Origin of the sequence: Streptomyces sp. CB01580 (assembly GCF_001905795.1) — a bacterium.
Classification (GTDB): domain Bacteria; phylum Actinomycetota; class Actinomycetes; order Streptomycetales; family Streptomycetaceae; genus Streptomyces.
The window spans coordinates 1-24,478 of record NZ_LIXJ01000026.1 but is presented as its reverse complement, the minus strand read 5'-3'; the positions used below and the strand labels follow the sequence as shown (position 1 = coordinate 24,478).

Annotated in this window: 16 protein-coding genes and 3 pseudogenes; 12 read left to right on the top strand and 7 right to left on the bottom strand. The window is 70.3% G+C overall.

Annotation, left to right across the window (positions count from 1 at the left end; translation table 11 throughout):
- Positions 1-45 precede the first annotated feature (45 nt).
- The 3 genes from AMK22_RS28905 to AMK22_RS28895 all read left to right on the top strand — a co-directional run bounded on the left by AMK22_RS28905 (position 46) and on the right by AMK22_RS28895 (position 2,163).
- Positions 46-738 (top strand): response regulator, encoded by a 693-nt coding sequence (locus AMK22_RS28905; RefSeq protein WP_073789836.1) that lies wholly within the window; start codon positions 46-48, stop codon positions 736-738.
- A gap of 216 nt (positions 739-954) precedes the next feature.
- Entirely contained in the window at positions 955-1,380 is a 426-nt protein-coding gene (locus AMK22_RS28900) for an OB-fold nucleic acid binding domain-containing protein (RefSeq protein WP_073789834.1), read from the top strand.
- 3 nt (positions 1,381-1,383) lie between these two features.
- Positions 1,384-2,163 (top strand): DUF3159 domain-containing protein, encoded by a 780-nt coding sequence (locus AMK22_RS28895; protein ID WP_073789832.1) that lies wholly within the window; start codon positions 1,384-1,386, stop codon positions 2,161-2,163.
- Between the two features lie 87 nt (positions 2,164-2,250).
- On the opposite strand, the gene AMK22_RS28890 is transcribed toward AMK22_RS28895, so the two are convergent.
- Complete coding sequence (locus tag AMK22_RS28890) at positions 2,251-2,928, bottom strand: potassium channel family protein (protein ID WP_073789831.1); 678 nt, start codon at positions 2,926-2,928, stop codon at positions 2,251-2,253.
- Positions 2,928-3,596 (bottom strand): potassium channel family protein, encoded by a 669-nt coding sequence (locus AMK22_RS28885; protein WP_073789829.1) that lies wholly within the window; start codon positions 3,594-3,596, stop codon positions 2,928-2,930. Before AMK22_RS28885 ends, AMK22_RS28890 begins: the two co-directional genes overlap by 1 nt.
- Positions 3,597-4,109: 513 nt before the next feature.
- Here AMK22_RS28885 and AMK22_RS28880 point away from each other — a divergent pair.
- From AMK22_RS28880 to AMK22_RS28865, 4 genes are all read left to right on the top strand, one after another.
- Positions 4,110-4,778 carry a GntR family transcriptional regulator gene (locus AMK22_RS28880; protein ID WP_107430660.1) on the top strand — a complete coding sequence of 223 codons (669 nt, stop codon included), beginning with the start codon at positions 4,110-4,112 and terminating at the stop codon, positions 4,776-4,778.
- Positions 4,779-5,062: 284 nt separating this feature from the next.
- Complete coding sequence (locus AMK22_RS28875) at positions 5,063-6,160, top strand: 1-aminocyclopropane-1-carboxylate deaminase (RefSeq protein ID WP_073789825.1); 1,098 nt, start codon at positions 5,063-5,065, stop codon at positions 6,158-6,160.
- A gap of 237 nt (positions 6,161-6,397) precedes the next feature.
- The gene (locus AMK22_RS28870) at positions 6,398-8,446 is read left to right on the top strand and encodes an APC family permease (protein ID WP_073789824.1); all 2,049 of its coding nucleotides are present in this window, start codon (positions 6,398-6,400) and stop codon (positions 8,444-8,446) included.
- A 148-nt stretch (positions 8,447-8,594) separates the two neighbouring features.
- Positions 8,595-9,923: a class I SAM-dependent RNA methyltransferase gene (locus AMK22_RS28865; RefSeq protein WP_073789822.1), complete on the top strand. Its 1,329-nt coding sequence runs from the start codon at positions 8,595-8,597 to the stop codon at positions 9,921-9,923.
- Positions 9,924-10,211: 288 nt separating this feature from the next.
- Here AMK22_RS28865 and AMK22_RS41205 read toward each other — a convergent pair whose 3' ends face one another.
- Both AMK22_RS41205 and AMK22_RS28855 read right to left on the bottom strand, forming a co-directional pair.
- Complete coding sequence (locus tag AMK22_RS41205) at positions 10,212-11,627, bottom strand: hypothetical protein (protein ID WP_242434170.1); 1,416 nt, start codon at positions 11,625-11,627, stop codon at positions 10,212-10,214.
- Between the two features lie 135 nt (positions 11,628-11,762).
- Positions 11,763-12,287: a hypothetical protein gene (locus AMK22_RS28855; protein WP_143203602.1), complete on the bottom strand. Its 525-nt coding sequence runs from the start codon at positions 12,285-12,287 to the stop codon at positions 11,763-11,765.
- Positions 12,288-12,650: 363 nt separating this feature from the next.
- Here AMK22_RS28855 and AMK22_RS41200 point away from each other — a divergent pair.
- A pseudogene (locus tag AMK22_RS41200) lies at positions 12,651-12,977 on the top strand (GNAT family N-acetyltransferase); the annotation flags it as partial.
- 308 nt (positions 12,978-13,285) lie between these two features.
- On the opposite strand, the pseudogene AMK22_RS28845 reads toward AMK22_RS41200, so the two are convergent.
- Together AMK22_RS28845 and AMK22_RS28840 are read right to left on the bottom strand one after the other, a co-directional pair.
- A pseudogene (locus tag AMK22_RS28845) lies at positions 13,286-13,894 on the bottom strand (helicase); the annotation flags it as partial.
- Positions 13,895-14,015: 121 nt separating this feature from the next.
- Complete coding sequence (locus tag AMK22_RS28840) at positions 14,016-15,215, bottom strand: serine/threonine-protein kinase (RefSeq protein ID WP_073789818.1); 1,200 nt, start codon at positions 15,213-15,215, stop codon at positions 14,016-14,018.
- A gap of 263 nt (positions 15,216-15,478) precedes the next feature.
- On the opposite strand from AMK22_RS28840, the gene AMK22_RS28835 reads away from it, so the two are divergent.
- The 4 genes from AMK22_RS28835 to AMK22_RS28820 are packed head-to-tail and all read left to right on the top strand — an operon-like array spanning position 15,479 to position 23,680.
- On the top strand, positions 15,479-17,089 hold the full coding sequence (locus tag AMK22_RS28835; RefSeq protein WP_073789816.1) for a TIGR02677 family protein: 1,611 nt from the start codon (positions 15,479-15,481) through the stop codon (positions 17,087-17,089).
- A complete protein-coding gene (locus AMK22_RS28830) occupies positions 17,086-18,318 on the top strand; it encodes a TIGR02678 family protein (protein WP_073789814.1) in 1,233 nt (410 codons plus the stop codon). Before AMK22_RS28835 ends, AMK22_RS28830 begins: the two co-directional genes overlap by 4 nt.
- Positions 18,315-22,430 carry a TIGR02680 family protein gene (locus tag AMK22_RS28825; protein ID WP_073789812.1) on the top strand — a complete coding sequence of 1,372 codons (4,116 nt, stop codon included), beginning with the start codon at positions 18,315-18,317 and terminating at the stop codon, positions 22,428-22,430. The genes AMK22_RS28830 and AMK22_RS28825 overlap by 4 nt, the downstream gene beginning before the upstream one ends.
- Entirely contained in the window at positions 22,421-23,680 is a 1,260-nt protein-coding gene (locus AMK22_RS28820) for a TIGR02679 family protein (protein ID WP_199883342.1), read from the top strand. Before AMK22_RS28825 ends, AMK22_RS28820 begins: the two co-directional genes overlap by 10 nt.
- A gap of 606 nt (positions 23,681-24,286) precedes the next feature.
- Here the strand turns inward: AMK22_RS28820 and AMK22_RS42430 are convergent.
- Positions 24,287-24,478: pseudogene (locus AMK22_RS42430) on the bottom strand (hypothetical protein); the annotation flags it as partial.

Here is a 24,478-nt window from a genome sequence, read left to right as displayed (position 1 = left end):
GCCGCCGCACGGGCGGTCGCCCTACAGCAGAAAGGCAGGGCCCCCATGACCCGGGTGCTCGTGGTCGACGACGAGCCGCAGATCGTACGCGCCCTCGTGATCAACCTGAAGGCGCGCAAGTACGAGGTGGACGCCGCGCCCGACGGCGCCACCGCGCTCCAGCTCGCCGCCGCACGCCATCCCGACGTCGTCGTCCTCGACCTCGGCCTGCCCGACATGGACGGCGTCGAGGTGATCAAGGGGCTGCGCGGCTGGACCCGGGTGCCGATCCTGGTGCTCTCCGCCCGTCACACCTCCGACGAGAAGGTCGAGGCGCTGGACGCGGGGGCCGACGACTACGTGACCAAGCCGTTCGGCATGGACGAGCTGCTGGCCCGGCTGCGGGCCGCCGTACGCCGCGCCGAACCGGTCGGCGGGCAGGGCTCCGACGACGTCGTGATCGTCGAGACCGGGGAGTTCACCGTCGACCTGGCGGCGAAGAAGGTCCAGCGCGCGGGCCGCGACGTGCGGCTCACCCCCACGGAATGGCACCTCCTGGAGGTCCTGGTCCGCAACAGCGGCCGGCTGGTCAGCCAGAAGCAGCTGCTCCAGGAGGTCTGGGGGCCCTCGTACGGCACCGAGACCAACTACCTGCGCGTCTACATGGCACAGCTGCGGCGCAAGCTGGAGGCCGACCCCTCGCACCCCCGGCACTTCGTCACCGAACCGGGGATGGGCTACCGCTTCGAACGCGGCTGAGACGGGCATGCGGGGGCGGGCGTGCCCGGTGGATGCGCACGGCGCACACGCCGGCCTGCGCGCGTGTGGCAGGGGGCGTCCGGGGCCGGAGGCGCGTGCGGTCGATTCGGGGGGCGCGTGGTGTCGACAAGGGCGGGGCCGGGCGGCCGTTTCGGGAACCCGTTCGAGTGAGACCGGACACCCACTCGGCGGACCGGGGACCGGTACCCTTCGGGTATGAGTGCTGTTCCTCGATTCGAGAAGCCCGGAAGGTCCGGTAAGGCGGAGAAGCCTTCCGGCCGCTTCCGGCGGATGCTCGACCGACTGTCCAGCTCCCAGGAGGACCTGGAGTCCGAGGAGCTGCAGGAGGACTCGCAGGCTTCGGGCTGTACGCGGATCTCCGAATGCACCGACCGGCAGATCGTGAAGGTGACCGGTACGTTGCGGACCGTCACCCTGCGACCGCGCGCCGGAGTGCCCGCCCTGGAGGCGGAGCTGTTCGACGGCACCGCGCCGCTGGACGTGGTCTGGCTGGGCCGGCGCTCCATCGCCGGCATAGAACCGGGCCGCAAGCTCATCGCCTCGGGCCGGATCGCCATGAGTCACGGACGCCGGGTGCTCTTCAACCCCAAATACGAACTCCGACCGCTCGGCAAGGAGTAGCCGGTGACGTCTCACGACAAGCCGACGTCCGACACGGACCGCATCACCCGCACCGACCCCCAGGAGGCCGAAGCGAAGGCGGTCACCGAGGCCGCGCTCTTCGAGGCGTTCGGCGGTGTCCGGGGGATGGTGGAGACAGTCGTTCCCGGGCTGCTCTTCGTCACGATCTTCACGATCAACAAGGACCTGCACGTCTCGGCCATCGCGGCCCTGGTGGTGTCGCTGGTCCTCGTGGCCGTACGGCTGGTCCTCAAGGACACCGTCAAGCACGCCTTCAGCGGTGTCTTCGGCGTCGCCTTCGGTGTCGTCTTCGCGATGATGACCGGCAACGCCAAGGACTTCTACCTGCCGGGCATGCTCTACACGCTCGGCCTGGCCCTCGCCTACCTGGTCACCACCCTCGCCGGGGTGCCGCTGATCGGCCTGATCCTCGGCCCGGTCTTCAAGGAGAACCTCTCCTGGCGCACCAGGAACCCCGGCCGCAAGAAGGCGTACGCCAAGGCCAGCTATGCCTGGGGCCTGATCCTGCTCGCCAAGTGCGCGATCCTCTTCCCGCTGTACTGGTGGGCCGACACCACCCAGTTCGGCTGGGTCCTGGTCGCCCTGAAGATCCCGCCGTTCCTTCTCGCGGTGTATCTGACCTGGGTCTTCCTTGCCAAGGCGCCGCCGCCCATCGACGTCTTCGCCGAGATGGAGGCGGAGGAACAGGCCGAGAAGGCCCGCAAGGCGGAGGCCCGTGCGGCGGCCGAGGCGGGTGCGGCGACCCGCTCCCAGGAGTTCTGAACGCGTCGACGGCATCGGCGGACACGAGGGCCCGGAACCATGGAACAGGTTCCGGGCCCTCGGCGTACCGCCCGTGTGCGCGCCGCGTCAGTCCTCCGAGTCGCCCCGACGCACCGACAGCAGGTCCTCCAACTGCTCCTCGCGGGCCTGCGCGGCCACGAACAGCAGCTCGTCACCGGCCTCCAGCGTCTCCTCCATGCTCGGCGTCAGCACCCGCTGCCCGCGGATGATGGTGACCAGCGAGGTGTCCTCGGGCCAGGCCACCTCGCCGACCTGGGTGCCGGCCAGCGCCGACTCCGGAGGCAGCGTCAGCTCGACCAGGTTGGCGTCGCCGTGGCTGAAGCGCAGCAGCCGCACCAGATCACCGACGCTCACCGCCTCCTCGACCAGGGCCGACATCAGACGAGGCGTGGAGACCGCCACGTCGACCCCCCACGCCTCGTTGAACAGCCATTCGTTCTTGGGGTTGTTGACCCGGGCGACGACCCTCGGCACGCCGTACTCGGTCTTCGCGAGCAGCGAGACGACGAGGTTCACCTTGTCGTCGCCGGTCGCGGCGATCACGACGTTGCAGCGCTGGAGGGCCGCCTCGTCGAGCGAGGTGATCTCGCAGGCGTCGGCCAGCAGCCACTCCGCCATCGGCACCCGCTCCACCGAGATGGCCGTCGGCGCCTTGTCGATGAGCAGCACCTCGTGCCCGTTCTCCAGCAGTTCGCCGGCGATGGAACGGCCCACCGCGCCGGCACCGGCAATCGCGACACGCATCAGTGACCGCCCTCCTCGGGCCCTTCGGCGAAGGCCGCCTCGACCTTCGCGATCTCGTCCGTACGCATCATCACGTGGACGAGGTCGCCCTCCTGCAGCACCGTCTGAGAGCTGGGCAGTATGGCTTCGCCCAAACGGGTGAGGAAGGCCACGCGGACACCCGTCTCCTCCTGAAGGGTGCTGATCTTGTGACCGATCCAGGACGGGGTGGTGTGCACCTCCGCCAGCTGTACGCCACCGCTCGGGTCGCGCCACAGCGGCTCGGCGCCCGACGGCAGCAACCGCCGCAGCATCTGGTCCGCGGTCCAGCGCACGGTGGCGACCGTGGGGATGCCCAGACGCTGGTAGACCTCGGCGCGCCGAGGGTCGTAGATCCGCGCCGCGACGTTCTCGATGCCGAACATCTCGCGGGCCACCCGGGCGGCGATGATGTTCGAGTTGTCACCGCTGCTCACCGCGGCGAACGCGCCGGCTTCCTCGATCCCGGCCTCACGGAGGGTGTCCTGATCGAAGCCCACACCGGTGACGCGCCGCCCACCGAAGCCCGACCCGAGACGCCGGAACGCCGTGGGGTCCCGATCGACGACGGCGACCGTGTGCCCCTGCTGCTCCAGGGTCTGCGCGAGAGCGGCTCCCACTCGCCCGCAGCCCATGATGACGATGTGCACCTTGTGCCTACCTCGCAGTCCTGGTCATCCGGCTGACCTGCGAAAACACCCTGCTCACACTTCTTCCTCAGCTTGCCGGGCAAAACAACGGGGCAACGGTCCGTCCCGTTGCCCAGGATGAGCTTATGCGGCGGGAAGCGCGAAGCCCCATCCGGCCGCGCTTTCGACGCGTCCGCGACGGAGGCCGGGGAGAGCGCCCGGTTCCGGCCATCGCGCCGTGTCGGCGGAGCGGTCGGTTCCGGCCACCCTGTCAAGTCGGGAGCCCGTCCGTGAGAGCGGTGCACCCGTGGGCAGGGGCATTCGCACGAGGCAAGCGTGTTCGGACGGGGCGGGCACATCCCCGGGGGAGCGGGCACATACACCACGGCGGCGCCGCGACGTCATGTACGCACCGGCTGCTCGGGCTTCCTGCGGACCCTCGTCGCCCGCGGATACGGGTTCTTCGGGGCCGTCCTTCTTGCGACCCTTGAGCTCGGCCAGGACAGACATCTAACATGTCAGTTCATGGAGACCTTGCGGACCCTGCGTCCTGTCCGACGGACGTTGTTGCGGGAAACGGCGTACGAGGCGATCCGTGACGCGATCGTGCGTGGCGAGATCCCGCCCGGCACCCCCGTACGGGACGCGGACCTCGCCGAACGTCTCGGGCTGTCCCGGGCCCCGGTCCGCGAGGCGCTGTCCCGGCTCTCCGGCGAGGGGCTCGTGGAGTCCAAGCCCCAGAGCTATACGCGGGTGACCCGCCTGGTCCCGCGCGACGTCCGGGACGCGGCGGCCGTCGTACGGGCCATGCACGAACTGGCCGCCCGGACCGCCGTGTCCCGTCTCACGGACGCGGACCTCGCCGCGATGCGCGAGGCGAACGACGCGTTCCGGGACGCGGCGCGCCGAGGCGACGTGGCGGAGGCGCTGCGCGCCGACGACCGGCTCCACGACGTGCTCGTCATCGCCTGCGACAACTGTGCCGTGGCCGCCACCGTCGAGCGCTACACGCCTTTGATCCGGCGGTTGGAGTGGAGGCAGTTCGGCACGGCGAGCGCGGCGCACGGCTCGGCGGAACTGCACGACCGGCTGATCGAGGCGTGCGCGGCGCGCGACACCGACGCGGCGGTCCGGATCACGGCCGAGATCTGGCGGGCACTCGAAGAACTCGCCGACGACCCGTCCGAGGAGTGCTCCGCGTAGGCGCTTCCAGCCCGCAGCCCGCAGCCCGCAGCCCGCAGCCCGCAGCACCGGCGCCCGCGAGACCCGTACGCCCCGGTGCCAGTACGTGCCAGCACCCGCACGCCTCCGTACCAGTACCCGCACGAGCCAGTACCCGTACGCCCCAGCAGGGCGTCCGACCACCGTCCCCGGCGTCGACAGCCGGTCGTCCCCTGCCCCGTCCCCAGCGAGCCGACCACCACCCCGGAAGCCGATCGCAACCCCGCTCCGAGCCCAGCACCGACCCGACCGAGGGAGCCTCCGTGATGCCCGCAGCACCCCAGTCCCCGTCGCCCCAGTCGCCGACCGCCGCTCACCCGTCCCCGTCCGCCCCTGTCGCCTCGCTCTCCTCGTACGACCGTCACCCTCTCCTCTTCGGCCCCTCGCCCATACACCGCCTCGACCGGCTCACCGACCACCTCGGCGGCGCCGACGTCTGGGCCAAGCGGGAGGACTGCAACTCCGGCATCGCCTACGGCGGCAACAAGACCCGCAAGCTCGAATACCTCGTGGCCGACGCGCTCGCGCGGGGCTGCGACACCCTCGTCTCCATCGGCGGCGTCCAGTCCAACCACACTCGCCAGGTCGCGGCGGTCGCCGCCCGCACCGGCCTCAAGTGCGTACTCGTCCAGGAGAGCTGGGTCGACTGGCCCGACGCCGTCTACGACAAGGTCGGCAACATCCTGATCAGCCGCCTGGCCGGGGCCGACGTGCGCCTGGTACGCGCCGGTTTCGGCATCGGCGTCAAGGAGAGCTGGGAGCGGGCGCTGCGCGAGGTCGAGGAGGACGGCGGCAGGCCGTACGCCATCCCCGCCGGAGCCTCCGACCATCCGCTCGGCGGACTCGGCTTCGCGAACTGGGCGTACGAGGTCGCCGAGCAGGAACGCGCGCTCGGCGTCTTCTTCGACACGGTGGTCGTCTGCTCGGTGACCGGTTCCACCCAGGCCGGCATGGTCGCGGGATTCGCCGCGCTCGAAGAGGCGGGCGGCCGGCCACGACGCGTGCTCGGCATCGACGCCTCCGCCGACCCCACGCGCACCCGGGAGCAGATCGCCCGGATCGCCGCGGCCACCGCACGGCTCATCGGCGTGCGCCGGGAGATCACCGTGGACGACATCGAACTGGACGCGCGTTACCACGCGGGCACGTACGGCATTCCCGACGACACCACGCTCGACGCGATGCGGCTCGCCGCCCGTACCGAAGGAATGATCACCGACCCCGTGTACGAAGGGAAATCGATGGCGGGTGCGATCGATCTCGTGTCACGCGGCGAAATCCCGCGGGATTCCACCGTTCTTTACGCACATCTCGGAGGTCAGCCCGCGCTCAATGGCTACAGCGCTCTGTTCCAGGGCGCCTGAGCACACGGACGTCGGCGCCGGTGCGGGGGCTTGCGGGGCTGCTCGTACGGAGCGCCCCGGGCCCCGTGCAGTGCCGGTGCGCACTTCCTGTGCGTAGTCCCCCGGTGCAGTTTCCGATGCGGGAGTGCAAGGATTTCGTTAAGGATTTCGTGGCGGTTTCGGCTGAGCGCAGGGAAATGGCGGGCCACGGCACCCACAGTTCTGCGACTTCCATACGGAACGCTTACGATCCTCTGCGTGTCCAAACTGACCGACCTGCCCAAACGGATTTTGATCGGACGGGCGCTGCGCAGCGACAAGCTGGGGGAAACGCTCCTCCCCAAGCGCATCGCACTTCCTGTCTTCGCATCCGACCCGCTGTCCTCGGTGGCGTACGCACCCGGCGAAGTCCTGCTGGTGCTGTCCATCGCGGGCGTGTCGGCCTATCAATTCAGCCCCTGGATCGCGCTCGCCGTCGTCGTCCTGATGTTCACGGTCGTGGCGTCGTACCGGCAGAACGTGCACGCCTACCCGAGCGGTGGTGGCGACTACGAGGTCGCCACCACCAATCTCGGGCCCAAGGCGGGGCTCACCGTGGCCAGCGCACTGCTCGTCGACTACGTGCTGACCGTCGCCGTGTCGATCGCCTCCGGGGTGGAGAACCTGGGGTCCGCGATCCCGTTCGTCGTCGAGCACAAGACGGCGGCCGCGATCACGGCCATCGTGCTGCTCACACTGATGAACCTGCGCGGCGTCAAGGAGTCGGGCAAGCTCTTCGCCATCCCCACGTATCTCTTCGTGGCGGGCGTCTTCATCATGATCATCTGGGGTGCGTTCCGGGGCCTGGCCCTCGGGGACACCATGCACGCCCCGACCTCCGGTTTCGAGATCAGGGCCGAGCACGAGGGACTGGCCGGTTTCGCGCTGGTCTTCCTGCTGCTGCGGGCCTTCTCCTCCGGCTGTGCCGCGCTCACCGGTGTCGAGGCGATCAGCAACGGCGTGCCCGCCTTCCGCAAGCCGAAGAGCCGGAACGCCGCGACGACGCTCGCGATGATGGGCCTGCTGGCCGTCACGATGTTCTGCGGCATCATCGGCCTGGCCATGGCCACCGACGTGAAGATGGCCGAGAACCCGGCCCGGGACCTGATCCACAACGGAGTCCCGGTCGGCGCCGACTACGTCCAGGACCCGGTGATCTCGCAGGTCGCGGCGGCCGTGTTCGGCGACGGCACGTTCTTCTTCGTCGTCCTGGCCGCGGCCACCGCCCTCGTGCTCTTCCTGGCTGCCAACACCGCGTTCAACGGCTTCCCGGTGCTCGGCTCGATCCTCGCCCAGGACCGCTACCTGCCCCGCCAGCTCCACACCCGCGGCGACCGGCTCGCCTTCTCCAACGGCATCGTGCTGCTCGCCGGCGCGGCGATCCTGCTGACCTGGGTCTACGGCGCGGACTCGACCCGGCTCATCCAGCTCTACATCGTCGGCGTGTTCGTCTCCTTCACCCTCAGCCAGATCGGCATGGTCAGGCATTGGAACCGCCACCTGAAGACGGAGAAGGACCAGGCGAAGCGCCGCCGCATGATGCGCTCCCGCGCGATCAACACCTTCGGCGCCTTCCTGACCGGCACGGTGCTCGTCGTCGTGCTCGCCACCAAGTTCACCCACGGCGCCTGGGTCGCCCTGCTCGGCATGGTGATCTTCTACGCGACGATGACGGCCATCCGCAGGCACTACGACCGCGTGGCCGAGGAGATCGCGGCCGACGAGACCCCGGCCGACGAGAAGATGCGGCCCTCCCGGGTCCACTCGATCGTCCTGGTCTCCAAGCTGCACCGGCCCACCCTGCGCGCCCTCGCCTACGCCAAGCTGATCCGCTCGGGCAAGCTGGAGGCGCTCTCCATCAGCGTCGACCCGGCCGAGACCAAGGCCCTCAGGGAGGACTGGGAGCGACGCGGCATCGACATCCCGCTGAAGATCCTCGACTCCCCGTACCGCGAGGTGACCCGCCCGGTCATCGACTACGTGAAGAACCTGCGCCGGGAGAGCCCGCGCGACGTGGTCAGCGTGTACATCCCCGAGTACGTGGTCGGCCACTGGTACGAGCACTTCCTCCACAACCAGAGCGCCCTGCGTCTCAAGGGACGGCTGCTGTTCACCCCGGGCGTGATGGTGACCTCGGTGCCGTACCAGCTGGAGTCCTCCGAGGCGGCGAAGCTGCGGGCCAGGAAGCGCGCCGAGTGGAACGCGCCGGGCGCGGTGCGCCGCGGACCCGTGGAACGCAGGCCCAAGGAGCCCGCGAACAAGGACTGACCGGAACCCGGGCCGGGGCCCCGCCGGCTCCCCGGCGCGTGCGTGGTGAACGGCCGGACGACACCGACGTAGACTCGTGGGTCGTCGTCCGGCCGAGCCGCAGGTCGTCGTCCGGCTGTCCCGCCCCGAAACCTGGAGTCACCCCGTCATGCAGAACGAACCCACGTCGTCGCTGGTCGGGGAGGAGTACGAGGTCGAGGTCGGCCCCGTCGCGCACGGCGGCCACTGCATCGCCCGCACCGAGGAGGGCCGGGTCCTCTTCGTACGCCACACGCTCCCCGGCGAGAAGGTCGTCGCCCGGGTCACCGAGGGCGCGAGCGACTCCCGTTTCCTGCGCGCCGACGCCGTACGCATCCTCGAACCGTCCAAGGACCGCGTCGAGGCGCCCTGCCCGTACGCGGGCCCCGGCAAGTGCGGCGGCTGCGACTGGCAGCACGCCAAGCCCGGCGCGCAGCGCAGGCTCAAGGGCGAGGTGATCGCCGAACAGCTCCGGCGCCTGGCCGGCCTCACCCCCGAGGAGGCGGGCTGGGACGGCACCGTCGTCCCGGCCGAGGGCGACAAGCTTCCGGCGGGCCAGGTGCCGGCCTGGCGCACCCGGGTCCAGTACGCCATCGACGAGGACGGCCGCGTCGGCCTGCGCAAGCACCGCTCCCACGACGTGGAGCCCGTCGAGCGCTGCCTGATCGCCGCCCCCGGCGTCACCGAACTCGGCATCGAGAAGCGGGAATGGCCCGGCATGGCCTCGGTGGAGGCCATCGCCGCCACCGGCTCCCACGACCGCCAGGTCATCCTCACCCCGAGGCCCGGCGCCCGCCTGCCCCTCGTCGCACTCGACAAGCCCGTCTCGGTGATGCGCGTCGACGAACGCGACGGCGGCGTCCACCGGGTGCACGGCCGCGCCTTCGTCCGCGAACGCGCCGACGACCGCACCTACCGCGTCGGCTCCGGCGGCTTCTGGCAGGTCCACCCCCAGGCCGCCGACACCCTCGTCCGCGCCGTCATGCAGGGCCTCCTGCCCCGCAAGGGCGACACCGCCCTCGACCTCTACTGCGGCGTCGGCCTGTTCGCCGGCGCCATCGGCCAGCGCATCGGCGAGAAGGGCGCGGTCCTCGGCATCGAGTCCGGCAAGCGCGCCGTCGAGGACGCCCGGCACAACCTCAAGGACCTGGACCGCGTCCGCATCGAGCACGGCAAGGTCGACCAGATCCTCCCGCGCACCGGCATCACCGAGACCGACCTCATCGTCCTCGACCCCCCGCGCGCGGGTGCGGGCAGGGCCACGATCAAGCACCTGTCGGGCCTGGGCGCCCGCCGCATCGCCTACGTCGCCTGCGACCCGGCGGCCCTGGCCCGCGACCTGGCGTACTTCCGCGAGGGGGGCTACCGGGTCCGGACGCTGCGGGCGTTCGACCTGTTTCCGATGACGCATCATGTGGAGTGCGTGGCGATCCTCGAGCCTGCCGAGAAGGGGCGCTGACGTGCTGTTTCTCCGAGTGTGCATTATGGGCGTTACGTGCGTTACGGGCGATATCTGATGCATATCTGACGCACGTTTGACGCACGTTTGACGCACGAACGACGCGTTGCCTGATGGGTCGTCATGCATGGTTCGAGGGTGTCGGCCGGCCGGGGCACTGGCCCATGTGGAGGTGGCCGCCGCAGTGGGTTGGTGAGGTCGGCTGCCGAGCGTTTGGCCAGTCCCGCACCTTCGCTTCTCGGCCATGACGTTCAGTGATGCTGCGGCGGATGTCGGGTGGATCTCGTCTCAGGGGCCGTACGGGCTCCAGTGCCCGAGGAAGGGCTTCAGGTCGTCGGCTCGTGGTTCGGGGATGTCGGGCAGTCGAGGTGGCGTGCTCAGCGGATCGAGGCGCTCTGCGGTGGCTGCCGCCCAGTCGATCCACACCTCGGATTCGGTTCGGGCCTGCCCCGGTGGCATGGTCTCGACTTGCGTGCGAACGGCGCTCACGTACTCCGTTAGTTGGGTGGCGTGGCGCCATGCTGCTTCCTGCGCTTCGAAGTGTCTGACGCGGTACGCCTCGGCGTACTGGACGCGTGCTTCTTCCATGGCGGCTTCCCAGCGGATGCGCTTCTGGCGGGCCGCTTCAATCTCGTCGAGACGCCTGCGTTCGGCAGCTTCCCCCCGAAGCGTGACCTCCTGCGCGATCTCGGCGAGCTGGTCTTCGAGGGAGCGGCTGGGGGTGTCGGCCCATTCGCTCGCCCGGCGCGGCTGGCCGCCACTGAGAACGAAGCGGAGGCGTTCGGATGGGGTGTAGTCGAAGCGGGGGATCCTGATCCAGGAGTTCTTCTTGGGGTCGGCGAGTTCCTTCTCGGTAGCGACGTGCTCGGTCCGGTCCTGCTCCTGGAGGACGAGGAACCCCACAGCCTGTCCCTGTGCGGTGATGGTGAAGTGGGGAGACGCCGTGCGGCGGCGATGGGGCGGGGGCGCGGAGCCGGTCTGCCCTGCCGCACTGGAGTGTCCTGCGTTCTCGGTGGCGGTGATCAGCGCCTGGATATGCCTGAGGGCGCGTCCTTGGACCGGCTTGGTCAGGCCCAGCGGCTGGGGTTCGTTCTGCATGGCCCGCACCACGGTGTGCGGCCGCGCGAGCCGCGACGGTACGGGGACGGGTTCGAGGGCTGCAAGGCGCCAGGCGGGAATGTCGACGAGCTCGATTTCATAGCCGCCACGGCACCAACCCCCGTACAGCTCCTTCGTCTCCGGGACCCTTCCGGACCTGCGTGCCGCGGCGACGCGGGAGGGCCACTTCTCTAAGTCCGGGCCGCTGCCGCTCTTGACGATCCGGCCGCCAGCTTCCGCGAGCTCTTGCAGCAGCCGCTCCGTGAACGTCACGCGAGGCTGTGGGGGAGGGCTTGGCTTTTGCCCGGCTGCCGGCGTTTCCTGGGCTCGGGTGGGCGGCGGTTGCGGAATCGCGGCCTGGGTCTTCCGCGGGCGAGACCTGCGGGGAGGGTAGGTGCCGTGCGCCAGGTAATACTGGCCAGCGGTCGTCAGGGCGACGCTCCAGTGGCCGCCCTTCCGGGAGACCGTGACCAGGCCCCGGTTCTGCAGTGCCTGGCATGTGGTCTTGTAGGAGCTGGTTTCCCACACGCCGACGGGGCACCCGGCTCCCACCCACTGCAGTACCGAGAGCTGCCGCTCGTTGACTTGCCGTTCCAATGGGCCCACCTTCGACTCGAAGCGAACTACGGCAGCTGCATGCTGCCATCAAGTGGATCTCCGGGCGGGCGGCGATCTTTACTTTGCCGTCAATTCGCCTCTACATGCTGCCGGCGAGAAGGCCAGTGGCTTCGCTCGGGGCCTTCAGCCGCTGAGCTTCGTGCGCAAGCGTTCGTTCTCCTTCCCCAAGCTCTTCACACGTTGCTCGAGGTCGGGTCGTGTCGGGTTCTTCGGGGGCGGCGGAGGTAGGCGTTCTGCTGTCTTCGATAGCGAGCCACGTAGCCCGATGGGCTCGAAGGCCACGATCGTTTGCCGGTCTCCCCCACACTCAGAGCATCGCCTGCCATATGACCCGGCGGATAGCGGGTCGGTGTATGTGTAATGCGCCTCCATCTCCATGATGTGGCCGCAATACAGTCGGACACGCCACCGCATGATCTCGTGGTCAGCCTTCTTGAAGGACTGCATCAGCTTCGCGACGTTCTCGAACGCCTGGCGGCCACGCTCCGCTCTCGCCGGGTCCGTCCGGCATTTGAGGATGTCCTCCTCGACCTGAAGCCGAACCGACTCGCTGATCGCCTCGCTCCGCTTCTGGCGGCGATGGTCTCCGCGGGTGAGTTCATACTCCTCCAACGGAACCCCGATGCTCCGGTACTCGACTTCGCGCATGACGGCGAGCGTAGGAGCGGCGTCCACGTGGCCATGGAGAAGAACGGTGTTGGTCAACCAGCTTGCTGATTCTGCCCATGAGTGACCGCCGGGGGGTGCGTATTGGCCCGGAGGACAGACCTCCGTAGAGCCATGTATGCGAGCGCCGCGTTGAAGTGGGCCATGGCTGCCGCCGGTGAGGAACTGCAGATGCCGGTCAGGCCGCCGCCAGGCGCGAGACTCACCACCGCCCGCCGAAGGTGACAAGAGCAGGCAAGTTCACGCCAGTTAGCCGGTTTTGATCAATCAGTGGCTCGGCAGTGACCCTGTTCGGCAGTATGCCGTCCTGGGGGCATTGTCGGTTGAGCGAATCGGAGGGGGAACATGGCGATCAGAGTGCTGCCGGTATCTGAGGAACAGGCGGAGCTGCTGGACGCGGTTATCGCTTTGGGCGACCAATACACCAAGTATCTGGGTCTGCTCACGCCGCCTGCCTACCGTAAGCACGCCGAGGACAACGCCCTGCTGGTGGCGGTGGATGGCGAGGAGGTGGTCGGCTATGCGCTCTTCGGGCTGCCCAAGCGGAGTCTGTATGTGCGGCTGGCTCACTTGTGTGTGGCTGAGGAACACCGAGGTAAGGGTGTCGCTCGTGAGCTGATCGACGCGATCCGCGCGCGGCATGCTCATCGGCTCGGTATCCGTGCCAAGTGCCGGCGCGACTACGAGCTCAGCGGCATGTGGACAGCGCTGGGCTTTGTTTCCAAGGGTGAGAGCCTGGGGCGGGGTAAGGACAAGGAGACGCTGGACACCTGGTGGCTCGACCTGGGGCACGAGGATCTGTTCGCCGAGGCCCAGAGCGATGCGCTGCTGGTGGTGACCATCGACCATGGCGTGTTCGCCGGGCTGCGCGGTATAGGAGCGGAACGTGCCATTGAGGAGTCGCGTGCTCTCGCGGCGGGATGGCTCACCGACCTGATCGAGCTCGCGTTCACTCCGCAGCTTCTGCACGACGTACGTGTCGCGAACCGCGTCCACAACTCGTGCTGGAACTGCTCCAGAACGTGCTGCGGGGTCACGACGAGGATCCGCTCACCGCGGCCGCGGCGGATCAGCTCCGCGAGGGTGAGCCCGATCTCCAGGGTCTTGCCGAGGCCGACGACGTCCGCGATCAGCATGCGGGGGCGCAGGTTCCGACCCGAGAGCGCGAGCTGCGCGGGCCGCTGCTGGTAGGGGAGCGAGTCGAGCAGGAAGCTGTCGGCGAGGGCCAGACCGCGCTCGGACTGGGGCAGCGGGGTCTTGCGGAGAATCGCTTCGAGGAAGAGCCGGCTACGGCGGAAGTTCGGCGAGTCGTCGCTGATCAGCGTGGTCTTGGCGGGGTCCATCAGCTCGATGCCGGGCGCGCCCTCGCGGGTGCGCTCCAGGTCTGTGAAGAAGACGGCCTCCTGATCGCGGACGAACTCGGAGATCCCGACGGCCTCGATGCGGTCGCCGTCATGATCGGTCCGGGTGACGTTCTTGACCAGCCATTCCTCGTCGCGTACGACGATCTGGGCGCCGGGCGGGAGACTCGTACCGGTGCTCGGAACGGGCTGCCCGCTGGACTGCCGACTGGACTGCTGGGCGGTCACCCGCGGTACCTCCTGATAGCTGCTGAACTGTGTAGACCTTTGTGCGGGCCACGGCCCGGGACAAGGGGCGATGGTCACCTCTGTCCGGCCCGCCCCGGCGTCTCGCTGCCTGCCGGTCCGCTCAGAACGGCGCTGTCGGCGCGTACGTCTCCCGCAACTGTGCCGCGATCCGGAGCGCGGCGGCGGAACGGCGCGGGCCGGCAGGCGACGCGGGCGTGGGCTGCGGCGCGGCTTCGGCCGTGGACTCGGTCTCCTGGGGGGTCACCGCTACCGTCGGGGTGTAGCCCGGCAGGTGGGCGGGGGTGGCGGGCTGCTGCAGCGGTACGGTCGGCGCCACGGCCGCCGGGTTCGGTGCCAGGAGAGTCGACACCTCGGCGAAGGCCTCGGCATCCGTGAGCGGCGGGGCGGGAGCCGGTACGGGGGAGGGCCCCGGCGGTTCGTACGCGACCGTGGTGAGGGAGGCCAGTTGCCGTCGGGCCTGGGCCACGGTCGCCCCGTGCGCCTTGATGACCGCCACGCACTGGGTGACGACCTCGTCCATCGTCGGACGGTCCTGCTGCGCGTATCGGAGCATGGACGACAGGAGGCCTACCAGTTCCTCGGGGGCTCCCGACAGGTCAGGGGCCTTGTCGGGGTCGACGATGTGACTGAACAGCACCTGTACGTGATCGGCCTGGTACGGATAGTGGCCCGTGGTCATGAAGAGCAGCACCGCCCCGAGCGCGTACACGTCCACCGGGGCCGTCAGCGGCTTCTCCCCGTTCGCCTGCTCCGGAGACATGCAGGCAGGAGTGCCCATCACCATGTTCGGCGCGGTGAGGGAGGCGCTGGACTCGGCGAAGACGGCGAGGCCGAAGTCGATGATCTTGGGGCCGTTGGGGCCGAGCAGGATGTTCGCCGGCTTGAGGTCCCTGTGCAGCAGCCCTTGGCTGTGGACTCCGGCAAGCGCTTCGGCAAGGGTCGCTCCGAGCGAAGCGGCCGCCAGGGGCGACAGGACACCCCGGGTGTCGAGGAGCCGACGCAGGTCGGGACCCTCCACGTACTCGGTCGCGAGCCACGGCTGCTCCGACTCCGTGTCGGCCTTCACGAACGCGGCGACGCGCGGTCCCCAGATTGTCTTGAGGACCTCGATCTCCTGGGCGAACCGCTGCCGGGTCTCCGAGTCGACGACCGTGGGTTTGATCACCTTCACCGCGACGGCCTCACCGGCAGCGGACTCGCCGAGGTAGACCTGGCCCATGCCGCCGTGGCCGATCCGTCCCAGCAGCGTGAACCCGCCCAGTTCGGCCGGATCGTCCGGGCTCAGCGGCGTTGCGTTCACTCTGGTCCCCACCTCGAAGATCTACCGAAGGCCGTGCGCTGGTCGCGTGCGTACGGGCCATAGGGTATCGGCGGTGTCCGACATAGGGCCGGGTTCGGGTCAGACCGCCCATGCCCTGGCCGGATACAGCCAGTGGTGATCGAGAACAGTTTCCGCGAGCTCAGGCTTCGCCCTGCCCTTCCGAGCCGATCAGGGCGGCGTGAATCAGCTGGGTACTTCGGTATCCCTCCGCGGTCGCCGCGCCCCAGGGATAATGGCGGGCGATGACCGTCACCGCCCCCAGCACTTCCACCGGCCCGCTTCCCGAGCCGTCGGGCTTTGGCCCCTTCGCTCACCTCACCGTGCCGAACACCCCGCTCTACCGCCACGTGATGCGGGCGTTCCTGATGGCCAAGGAACGGTTCGCGGTCCACCTGCGGCCCGAGGAGGTGCACACCGCGCTGCCGGCGGACATTCGTCCCGCCGAGCTGGACGCCGTCGCCGGCGCGCTCGACAAGCTCGTCGGCTGGGGCAACCTGCGGGCGGACCCCGACACCGCCCGCGTGACCGCGGTCGAAGACTTCTACCGGAAGCGATTCATCTACCAGCTCACCCGGGAGGGAGAGGCCGCCGAGGAGGCGCTGTCCGCCTACGACGAGGCGCTCGGGCGCCGCGGCGCCCTCCAGGCTGTGGCCCTGCACGACATCGTCACCCAGCTGCGGGCACTTCTCGTCCTGGCCGCCGAGGAGGAGCCGGATCCGGCCAAGACTCATCTGGCGCTCGACACGCTGGCCAGCCGGTTCGCCGCGCTCGCCGACAATGCCCGGGCCTTCATGGGATCGCTCCAGCGGACCATCGACCTGCACGACGTCGAGGAGGAGGTCTTCCTCGCGTACAAAGACCGGCTCATCCAGTACCTGGAGCGGTTCATCCAGGATCTGATCACGCTGGGCGGGCGGATCGCGCGGCTGATCCTGGAGCTGGAGGAGGACGGGAGGGTAGAGCCCCTGCTTCGGGCAGCTGCGGGGCGGGAGGCCGCCGACGCTTCGCCGGAGGAGGCCCCGGACGCGGAGCGGGAGGTGTACGAGCGGTGGGCCGCCCGCTGGTCAGGGCTCGGCGCGTGGTTCATCAGCAGGGACGGGCGCGAGTCGCAGGCCAGGCTCCTGCGCAGTCGGGCGCTCGGCGCGATTCCCCAGCTCCTGGCCGTCGTACGAGCCCTGAACGAACGCCGGGCCGGCCGCTCCGACCGCTCGGCCGACTTTCGCACGCTCGCGCGCTGGTTCGCCGAGGCGCCTGACGACGACGCCCGGCACCGGCTGTGGCGGGCCGCCTTCGGCCTCTATCCGGCCCGGCACCTCACCGTCGACGCCGACACCCTCGCCGCCCGCGCGGCGCGGCCCGTCCCGGCCGCCACCCCGTGGGCCGAGGCCGAGCCGTTGCGCATCAGCCCACAACTGCGCCGCACCGGCAGTTACGAGCGGCGTGGCAAGCCCCGCAAGGTCGAGGACCGGGAGGAGCGGCGGCGCCTGCTCGCCGAGACCGCCGCCAAGCAGGCCGCCGAAACGGCCGCCGCCCGTGCCCGGCTCGTCACCCATGGCGTCACGCGCCTGTCCGGTCTCGGCGAGCTCGACCCTGCCTCCTTCGGGCTGTTCCTCCAGCTGCTCGGGGACGCCCTGGCCACGTGGCGGCCCGGCATGCGGCACACCACGGCCACCAGCAACGACGGCTCCATGGAGATCAGACTCACCGCACTCGCCGACGGCACGACCGCCGAGGTTCGTACCCCCGGCGGAGTCTTCAGCGGCCCGGACCACCTCATCGAGATCGTCGACCTCATGGGGGGACGCGGTCCTGCGGGCGGAGACGGCCTGACGGACGGAGAACCCGGCCGATGACCACACCACTCGCCGAGGTGCTGGACGGCCAGCACGCCGCCGAGCTGCGCAAAGCGGCCCGCACCCTGCTCAAGCAGCCGCTTCTGCTCGCGCGCGGCCGGTACGCCGACGAGTTCCGCCTCGCCCGCCGGCATGCATCGGAACTACGGGAGTGGTTCGACCGCAACACCGGCTGGGCACTCCAGGTGGACACCGAAGCCGCCCGGCTGCGCAAGAGTCCCGGTGTCCTCACCGACCCCACCCACCCCGCGCGGGACACGACCCGCGGTGCCGCTCCCTTCACCCGCCGCCGCTACGTTCTGCTCTGTCTCGCGCTCGCCGCCCTCGAACGCGGCGAGGCCCAGATCGCCCTCGGGCGCCTCGCCGACCAGATCGTCCTCGACGCCGCCGATCCCCGACTCGCCGCGACGGGGATCGAGTTCGCCCTGGAACGCCGCGACGAGCGCCTCGACCTCGCCGCCGTCGTACGGCTGCTGCTCGACCTCGGCGTGCTGCGTCGGGTCGCGGGCGAGGAAGATGCCTACGTCAGCGGAGCGGGGGATGTCCTGTACGACGTAGAACGTCGCGTCCTCGCCGGACTACTGGCCTCCCACCGCGGCCCCTCCACCATCTCTGCGGCAACCCTCGACGACCGCCTCGCCGAACTCGTCGCCGAAACCGCTCTGGACAGTGACGAACTGCGTTTCCGCGCCATGCGCCGCTCACTCACTCGCAGGTTGCTCGACGACCCGGTGGTCTACTACGACGACCTGACCGACGCGGAGCTCGGCTACCTCACCCGGCAGCGCGGCTTCCTCACCGCTAGGATCACCGAGCTGACCGGGCTGGTCGCCGAGGTCCGCGCCGAGGGGATCGCCATGGTCGACCCCGAAGACGACCTCACCGATGTCCGCATGCCCGAGCAGGGCACCCACGGCCACGTCACCCTGCTGATCGCCGAGCACCTGGCCGCTGCAGACGGCCCCGTCGCTCTCGACGAGCTTGCCCTCCGCGTCCGTGAACTCGCCTCCCAGCACGGCGGCTTCTGGTCGAAGTCCGCCCGGGAACCAGGCATGGAGACCGAGCTCGTCGAACAGGCCCTCGGCCGGCTCACCGCGCTCGGCCTGGTCTCCCGTAATCCGTACGCGGTCATGGTGCGACCCGCCCTCGCCCGGTACGCGGTCGGCGAGACCGTCATCCGCGAACCCGGCTCCGCCCCCGTGCCTCCGCAGCGAAAGGCCACCTCGTGACCCGCCTCCCCACCCCGCGGCGTTCCCGCTGGCAGCCCCTGCGCATCGGGCTCGTCGACCTGTTCCACTACGACGTGGAGGAGTTCCACTTCCGGGACGGACGCCTGTTGCTGCGCGGCAACAACGGCACCGGCAAATCCAAGGTGCTCGCCCTGACTCTGCCGTTCCTGCTCGACGGCGACCTCAGCCCGCGGCGAGTCGAACCCGACGGCGACCCGGGCAAGCGGATGGAATGGAACCTCCTCCTCGGTGGCGAGCACCCGCACTCCGAACGGCTCGGCTACGCCTGGGTCGAGTTCGGCAGGCTCGACGACACGACCGGCGAGCAGCACTTCCGTACGCTGCTGTGCGGGCTCAAGGCCGTCAGCGGACGGGGCATCGCCCGGCACTGGTACGCCGTCACCCGTCAACGCGTCGACCACGGCTCCACGGAGCGCGCGGAGGGGACCTTCCGTCTCCTCGACGCCACCGGCACGGCCCTGTCCCGGGACCGCCTCGCCGAGGCCGTCGAGGGGTACGGCTTGGTGTACGACCAGGCCAAGGCGTACCGCAGGGCCGTCGACGAGGCACTCTTCGGCCTCGGAGAGCAGCGGTACGCCGCCCTCATCGACCTGCTCATCCAGCTGCGCCAGCCCCAGCTCTCCAAGCGGCCCAACGAAGCCGCACTCTCCCGCGCCCTCACCGAGGCGCTGCCGCCCATGGACCAGGCCGTCATCGCCGACGTGGCCGAGGCGTTCCGCTCCCTGGACGAGGAGAAGGACGAGCTGGCCGCCGCGTCCGCCGCCGAGCGAGCCGCTGCCGCCTTCCTGGAGTACTACAGGCGGTACGCCCGGATCGCCACCCGGCGCCGTGCCCGGCTTCCGCGCGCCGAGCACTCCCGCTACGAGCGCGTACAGCGAGATTTGGCAGAGGCGCAGGAGCGGCGCACCGGCGCGGTGGAGAAGCGAGCGGCAGCCGAAGAGGAGATCGGCTCCCTGGCTGAGACCGGCGAACGCTTGCGGGCCCAGGAGAAAGCGCTGCGCGAGGCGCCCGAGATGCGCGACGCCCGAGAGCTGGAGCACGCCGCGCAGGCCGTGCTGCGAACGACGCAGGAGGCCGACCGGGCGCGGGGGGACCTGGAGCAGGCGGACGCCCTCCACACCAAGGCGCTCGGGCGGCTCGGCACCGCGGACAACCGGCTGCGCGCCGCACGGGGCCGGGCCGAAGTGACGTACGCCCACGCGCGGGAGCAGGCAGCCGCCGCGCACGTCGTCCTGCCGGCGGACGTCATGCTGCCCGAGCCCGAATCGCAGCGAGCCGTCGAGGACGCCGCGTCCCGCACCCAGCGGGCGCTCGCCCACGTCGAGGGCCGCCTCGAAGCGTCCGAGCAGGCCGCCGACGCGTACCGTCGGGCGGCGGGCCGTCTCGACGAGGCGGAGACCGACCTCGCACTGGCCGCAGAGACGCACGGCGAGACGGAGGAGAACGCGGCGCGGGCGGGCCGGGCCCTCCTGGACGACGTGCGCGAGAGCGCCCGCGCCTGGAAGGAGTTGGCCTACGCCGACGAGACGGGCCTCCTGGACGACCTCCAGGAGTGGACCCGTCACTTCGACGGTCCCTACCCGGCGCGGGTCGAGGCCACCCGGGCGCACACCGCCCGCTCGGCGGACCTCGCCGACCAGGCGGCCGAAGCCGCCCGTGAGACCACGGAGCTGGCAGAGCGCATCACCGAGACCCGTCGCGATCTCGCCGCACTGGAAGCCGGCACCGGAAGCGAACCCCAGCCCCCGGCGACGCGCACCCCCGGCCTGCGCGAGACGCTGCCAGGCGCGCCGCTCTGGCGCCTGGTCGACTTCCGTGACGAACTGCCTGAAGCCGACCACGCCGGGCTCGAAGCGGCGCTCGAAGCCTCCGGCCTCCTCGACGCCTGGGTGCTGCCAGACGGCTCCGTCCTGGCGGTGGACGGACACGATGTCCTGCTCTCCCCGTCGAACGGGCCGGTGAGCGGCCCTTCGTTGGCGGATGTGCTGTGCCCGGCCCTGGACCACGGCGATCGACGAGCCACCGCTGTGGATGAGGTGACGGTGACCCGGCTGCTCGCCGCCATCGGCCTCGACGGCAGGGGAGAAGCCGCGACATGGGTGGCACCCGACGGGCGCTTTCGGGTCGGCGCACTCACCGGTACATGGGCCAAGCCCGCCGCCACGTACATCGGCGAAGGCGCGCGCGAGGCGGCGCGCCGGGCCCGCGTCGCCCTGCTCGGTATCGAACTCGTCTCCCTGCGCGAGGAATCGGAGAATCTCGCGGCTCGGTCCCAGGCGATCGCGGCACGCCGGCGCATGCTCGACGCCGAGCTCGCCGAGGTCCCCGACGAGTCGTCGCTCACCAGGGCGCACGCGCTCGTGAGCGCCGCCGCCGAGACCGTACGCAAGGCTCGTGCCCGGTATGAAGAGCGCGCCACCGAGGCCACCGAGGCGGCTGAGCATGCCGAGCGGGCCGCCGCCGAACTCGCCGAGGCCGCCACTGATCTGGGATTGCCCGCAGATCGGGCCGGACTCACCGCCGTGCGTCACGCCCTCGGCTCCCTCGCCGCCACGCTGGCGGCTCTGTGGCCCGCGCTGCGCGAACAAGGGGAGGCCGCACGGCAGGTGGACGACGAGCGTGCCGAGGCGGCCGAGGCGAAGGAGCGGGTCGCAGACCTCGCCCAGCGGGCTGAAGAGGCGGTGCGCGAGGCGGCCGCGGCCGACGAACGCCACCAGACCCTGCGCTCCACCGTCGGCGCCGCCGTCGCTGAACTCGAACGGCGCCTCGCCGAGACCGCCGAGGCCCAGCGGATCTGTGAGACCGACCAGAAGAATGCCCGGCAGCGTCACGCCCAGGCGGACCGGGAGGCGAGCCGGGCCGAGGGGCGGATCGAGCAACTGGAGAAGGACCTCGCCGAAGCCGTCGACGCACGTGCGGAGGCCATCTCCGCCCTCCAGCGCTTCACGGCCACCGGCCTGGTCGCGGTCGCGCTGCCCGAGGTCACCGTCCCCGCCTCGGACAACGGCCACTGGGCTGCGACCCCGGCCATCGCGTTCGCCCGCGCCATCGAATCCGGCCTGTCGAACGTCGACGACACGGATGCCGCCTGGGAACGCGTCCAGCGTCGACTCAGCGAGGAACTCAAGACCCTGCAGGACACCCTGTCCCGGCACGGGCACAGCGCGTCCGCCCGCATGGTCGAGGACGGCGTGGTCGTCGACATCGTCTACCAGGGGCGCGAGCGTGCCGTACCCGAACTCGCCGACGCGCTCGCCACGGAGGTCGGCGAGCTCACCCGCATCCTGTCCGCGCACGAACGCGAGATCCTCGAAACTCACCTGATCACCGAGGTCGCCGGCACCCTCCAGGAACTCATCGGTGCCGCCGAACGACAGGTGCGGGACATGAACGCCGAACTGGAGGACCGTCCCACCTCCACCGGCATGAGACTCCGGCTGGTATGGCGGGCCTCGCGCAAGGCCCCGTCCGGACTGGCCCGAGCCCGCGAGAGGCTGCGCCAGTCCGCGGACGCCTGGACTTCGGAGGACCGCGCGGCGGTGGGCGAGTTCCTCCAGGCCCAGATCGCCCGCCAGCAGTCCGACGACGGCTCGGGCAGCTGGCTCGAACACCTCACTGCCGCGCTCGACTACCGCTCCTGGCACGAATTCGGCGTCGAACGCCACCAGCACGGGCGCTGGGTCCCCGCCACCGGCCCCGCCTCCGGCGGCGAACGCGTCCTCGCCGTGTCCGTACCGCTGTTCGCCGCCGCCTCCTCGCACTACGCCAGCGCGGGCAGCCCGCACGCGCCCCGCCTGGTCACCCTCGACGAGGCGTTCGCCGGCGTGGACGACGATTCCCGCGCCAAGTGCCTCGGCCTGCTGAGCGCCTTCGACCTCGATGTGGTCATGACCAGCGAACGGGAGTGGTCCTGCTACCCGCAGGTGCCCGGCATCGCCATCGCCCAGCTGTCCCGGATCGACGAGGTGGCGGCGGTCCTCGTCACCCGCTGGGAGTGGGACGGCACGCGACGGCAGCGCCGCGAGGACCCCATACGGCACGCGCCCCAGGACGCGCCCGGAGGAGAGGAGCCCGAGCCGCTGTGGAACTGACCCACGGGCCTGAGCCCGGCACCGAAGCAGTCGACAGCCCGCGGCTCGCCCGGCTGCTCGGCACACCGGACATCTCCTGGCTCGTCGAACGAGCGCGCCGACGACTGGTGGCCGGGCAGCCCCTGACTGGTTCCGTGTCCCTGGCTGATCCCACTCCGGCCCAGCGGGCGGCGGCCGAACGACTTCTCGCCCGGGCCCCCGGTGGCGGCAGGTCTCTGACCGTACGGCTGGAAGCGGTCGACGCTGTACTGCGCCGTTCGGGCGCAAGCCCGAATGGCCTCGCCGCCGCGGTCGCGGCGCTCACCGGGCCTGTCACATCGCTCGTCGAAGCCCGCCAAGAGGAGGAGGACGCCTGGAAGCGGGCGCACACGCCGCTCGACGAGCTTGTCGCTGCGGTCCCTGCGCTTGCGGAGTGGGCGGCCCGGATTCGCGCCGACGGCCTGGCGCGGCGCCTGGGGCGCACTCCAGACGTCACGTTCGGTCTGCTCACCGGGGTGTGTACCGCCCTGCGCGCACTCCCCGCCGTCCCAGTCGTCTCGCTACCCGCCTTCGCTGCCCGGGTCCTCGGCTGGGCTCACGCCCTTGATGACGGCACACCGCTGGCCACCATTACCCTGTCCGGGGCTCGTGCGCTGACCGGTTTCCACGAGGGGCAGGGCGCCGAATGGCGACGCGATGCCTGGGCCTCGGTGGGACTGTTGCGGGACGAGCTGTCCTCGACCGTCCTGACCCTGAACCTGCGCGGCACCCCAGCCCTGGACCGCCTGGCCGAAGAAGGCGAACCCTGCGTGCTCACCCTTCGCCAGCTCACCCGCAAGCCTCCGGCCGTCGCCGCTCCCATGGTGCGAATCTGCGAGAATCCGACCGTCCTCGCGGCGGCGGCCGACGTGCTCGGTCCTGCCTGCCCGCCCCTGGTCTGCCTCCAAGGCCAGCCTTCCGCCGCCGCCCTCACACTGCTCCGTGGGCTGCACGCCCACGGAGCGACCCTGTACTACCACGGGGACTTCGACTGGGGCGGGCTCCGGATCGCCGGCGTCCTTCGCCGCCGCGTCCCGTGGCGGCCCTGGCGCTACACGGCCGCGGACTACCGCGCCGCCGTGCTCCGCTGCGCCTCACCTCCACTGTCACCGCTCGCCAGCACCCCCACGGAGACTCCCTGGGAGCCCGCACTCGCTGCGGCCGTCGCCGAACTCGGTGTTCGTGTCGAGGAGGAGAGGGAACTGGAGCTGTTGTTGTCCGATCTCGCGTGAGGATCGTGACCGCCCAGCTGGGCAAAGGTAGTTGGGAGAGCGTCCGCCTATCGCGGCGGCATCGACCTGGGAGTGGATCACCTCGGCGAGCACGGCTGCCGAGGTGATCGCTGATAGGTCGGCGTCGCTAGCAGCGGTGAGTGACTTGTGGACCTGGCGGTCGCGTTGCGCAGCCTTGGCGTGCCTTTCGCCGTGAAGCGATGAAGACACGCTGCTCGCGCGGCCACCCCGATTTCGGAAAAGGTCACGCTGATGTGTTCGCCCCGCTTGGTGGAGGCCTCCAGGCCGTCGAAGGGCTATAGGCGTGCGTCGAGAGGTTGCGCGTAGCGCCCGTGGCGCACGTAATGCACATTGACCTTGAGTCCGTTTCGCTCCGAACGCGTCTCTGACCTGCAGTTTTCTTTAACCGGCTTTTGGCTCTACATGTTTCCGATGACCCACCACGTGGAGTGTGTCGCCATCCTCGAACTGGCCGCAAAGGGCTCCTGACCTGCGGTTTTGCTCGTGCGTATTATGTGCGGTGTGGGCGTTACGGGCGATATCTTGACGCTGAAATGACGCTCGTGACGCTCATTTGACGCTCGTTCTGATGGGGTGTCAGGTGGGTTAGTACTGCCCAAACTTCCTTGTCAGCCCAGGTGCGGGATGCCTACACCAGCGGGGGACTGTAAAATGTGGGTCTGTTCCGTAGTCGGTGCCGTGCCCACCCGGCCGTCCGGCCCGGTGCGGAGTGCGCGGCGCGGGCTGTCCGGCGCCCGCGTCGACGACCTCCACCCGCAGCACCTTCGCCGCGCAGGC

Coding starts and splice junctions, on each gene's coding strand:
- AMK22_RS28905 (WP_073789836.1), top strand. CDS start 46: ATGACCCGGGTGCTCGTGGTCGACGACGAGCCGCAGATCGTACGCGCC.
- AMK22_RS28900 (WP_073789834.1), top strand. CDS start 955: ATGAGTGCTGTTCCTCGATTCGAGAAGCCCGGAAGGTCCGGTAAGGCG.
- AMK22_RS28890 (WP_073789831.1), bottom strand. CDS start 2,928: ATGCGTGTCGCGATTGCCGGTGCCGGCGCGGTGGGCCGTTCCATCGCC.
- AMK22_RS28875 (WP_073789825.1), top strand. CDS start 5,063: ATGCCCGCAGCACCCCAGTCCCCGTCGCCCCAGTCGCCGACCGCCGCT.
- AMK22_RS28865 (WP_073789822.1), top strand. CDS start 8,595: ATGCAGAACGAACCCACGTCGTCGCTGGTCGGGGAGGAGTACGAGGTC.
- AMK22_RS28855 (WP_143203602.1), bottom strand. CDS start 12,287: ATGCGCGAAGTCGAGTACCGGAGCATCGGGGTTCCGTTGGAGGAGTAT.
- AMK22_RS28835 (WP_073789816.1), top strand. CDS start 15,479: ATGACCGTCACCGCCCCCAGCACTTCCACCGGCCCGCTTCCCGAGCCG.
- AMK22_RS28830 (WP_073789814.1), top strand. CDS start 17,086: ATGACCACACCACTCGCCGAGGTGCTGGACGGCCAGCACGCCGCCGAG.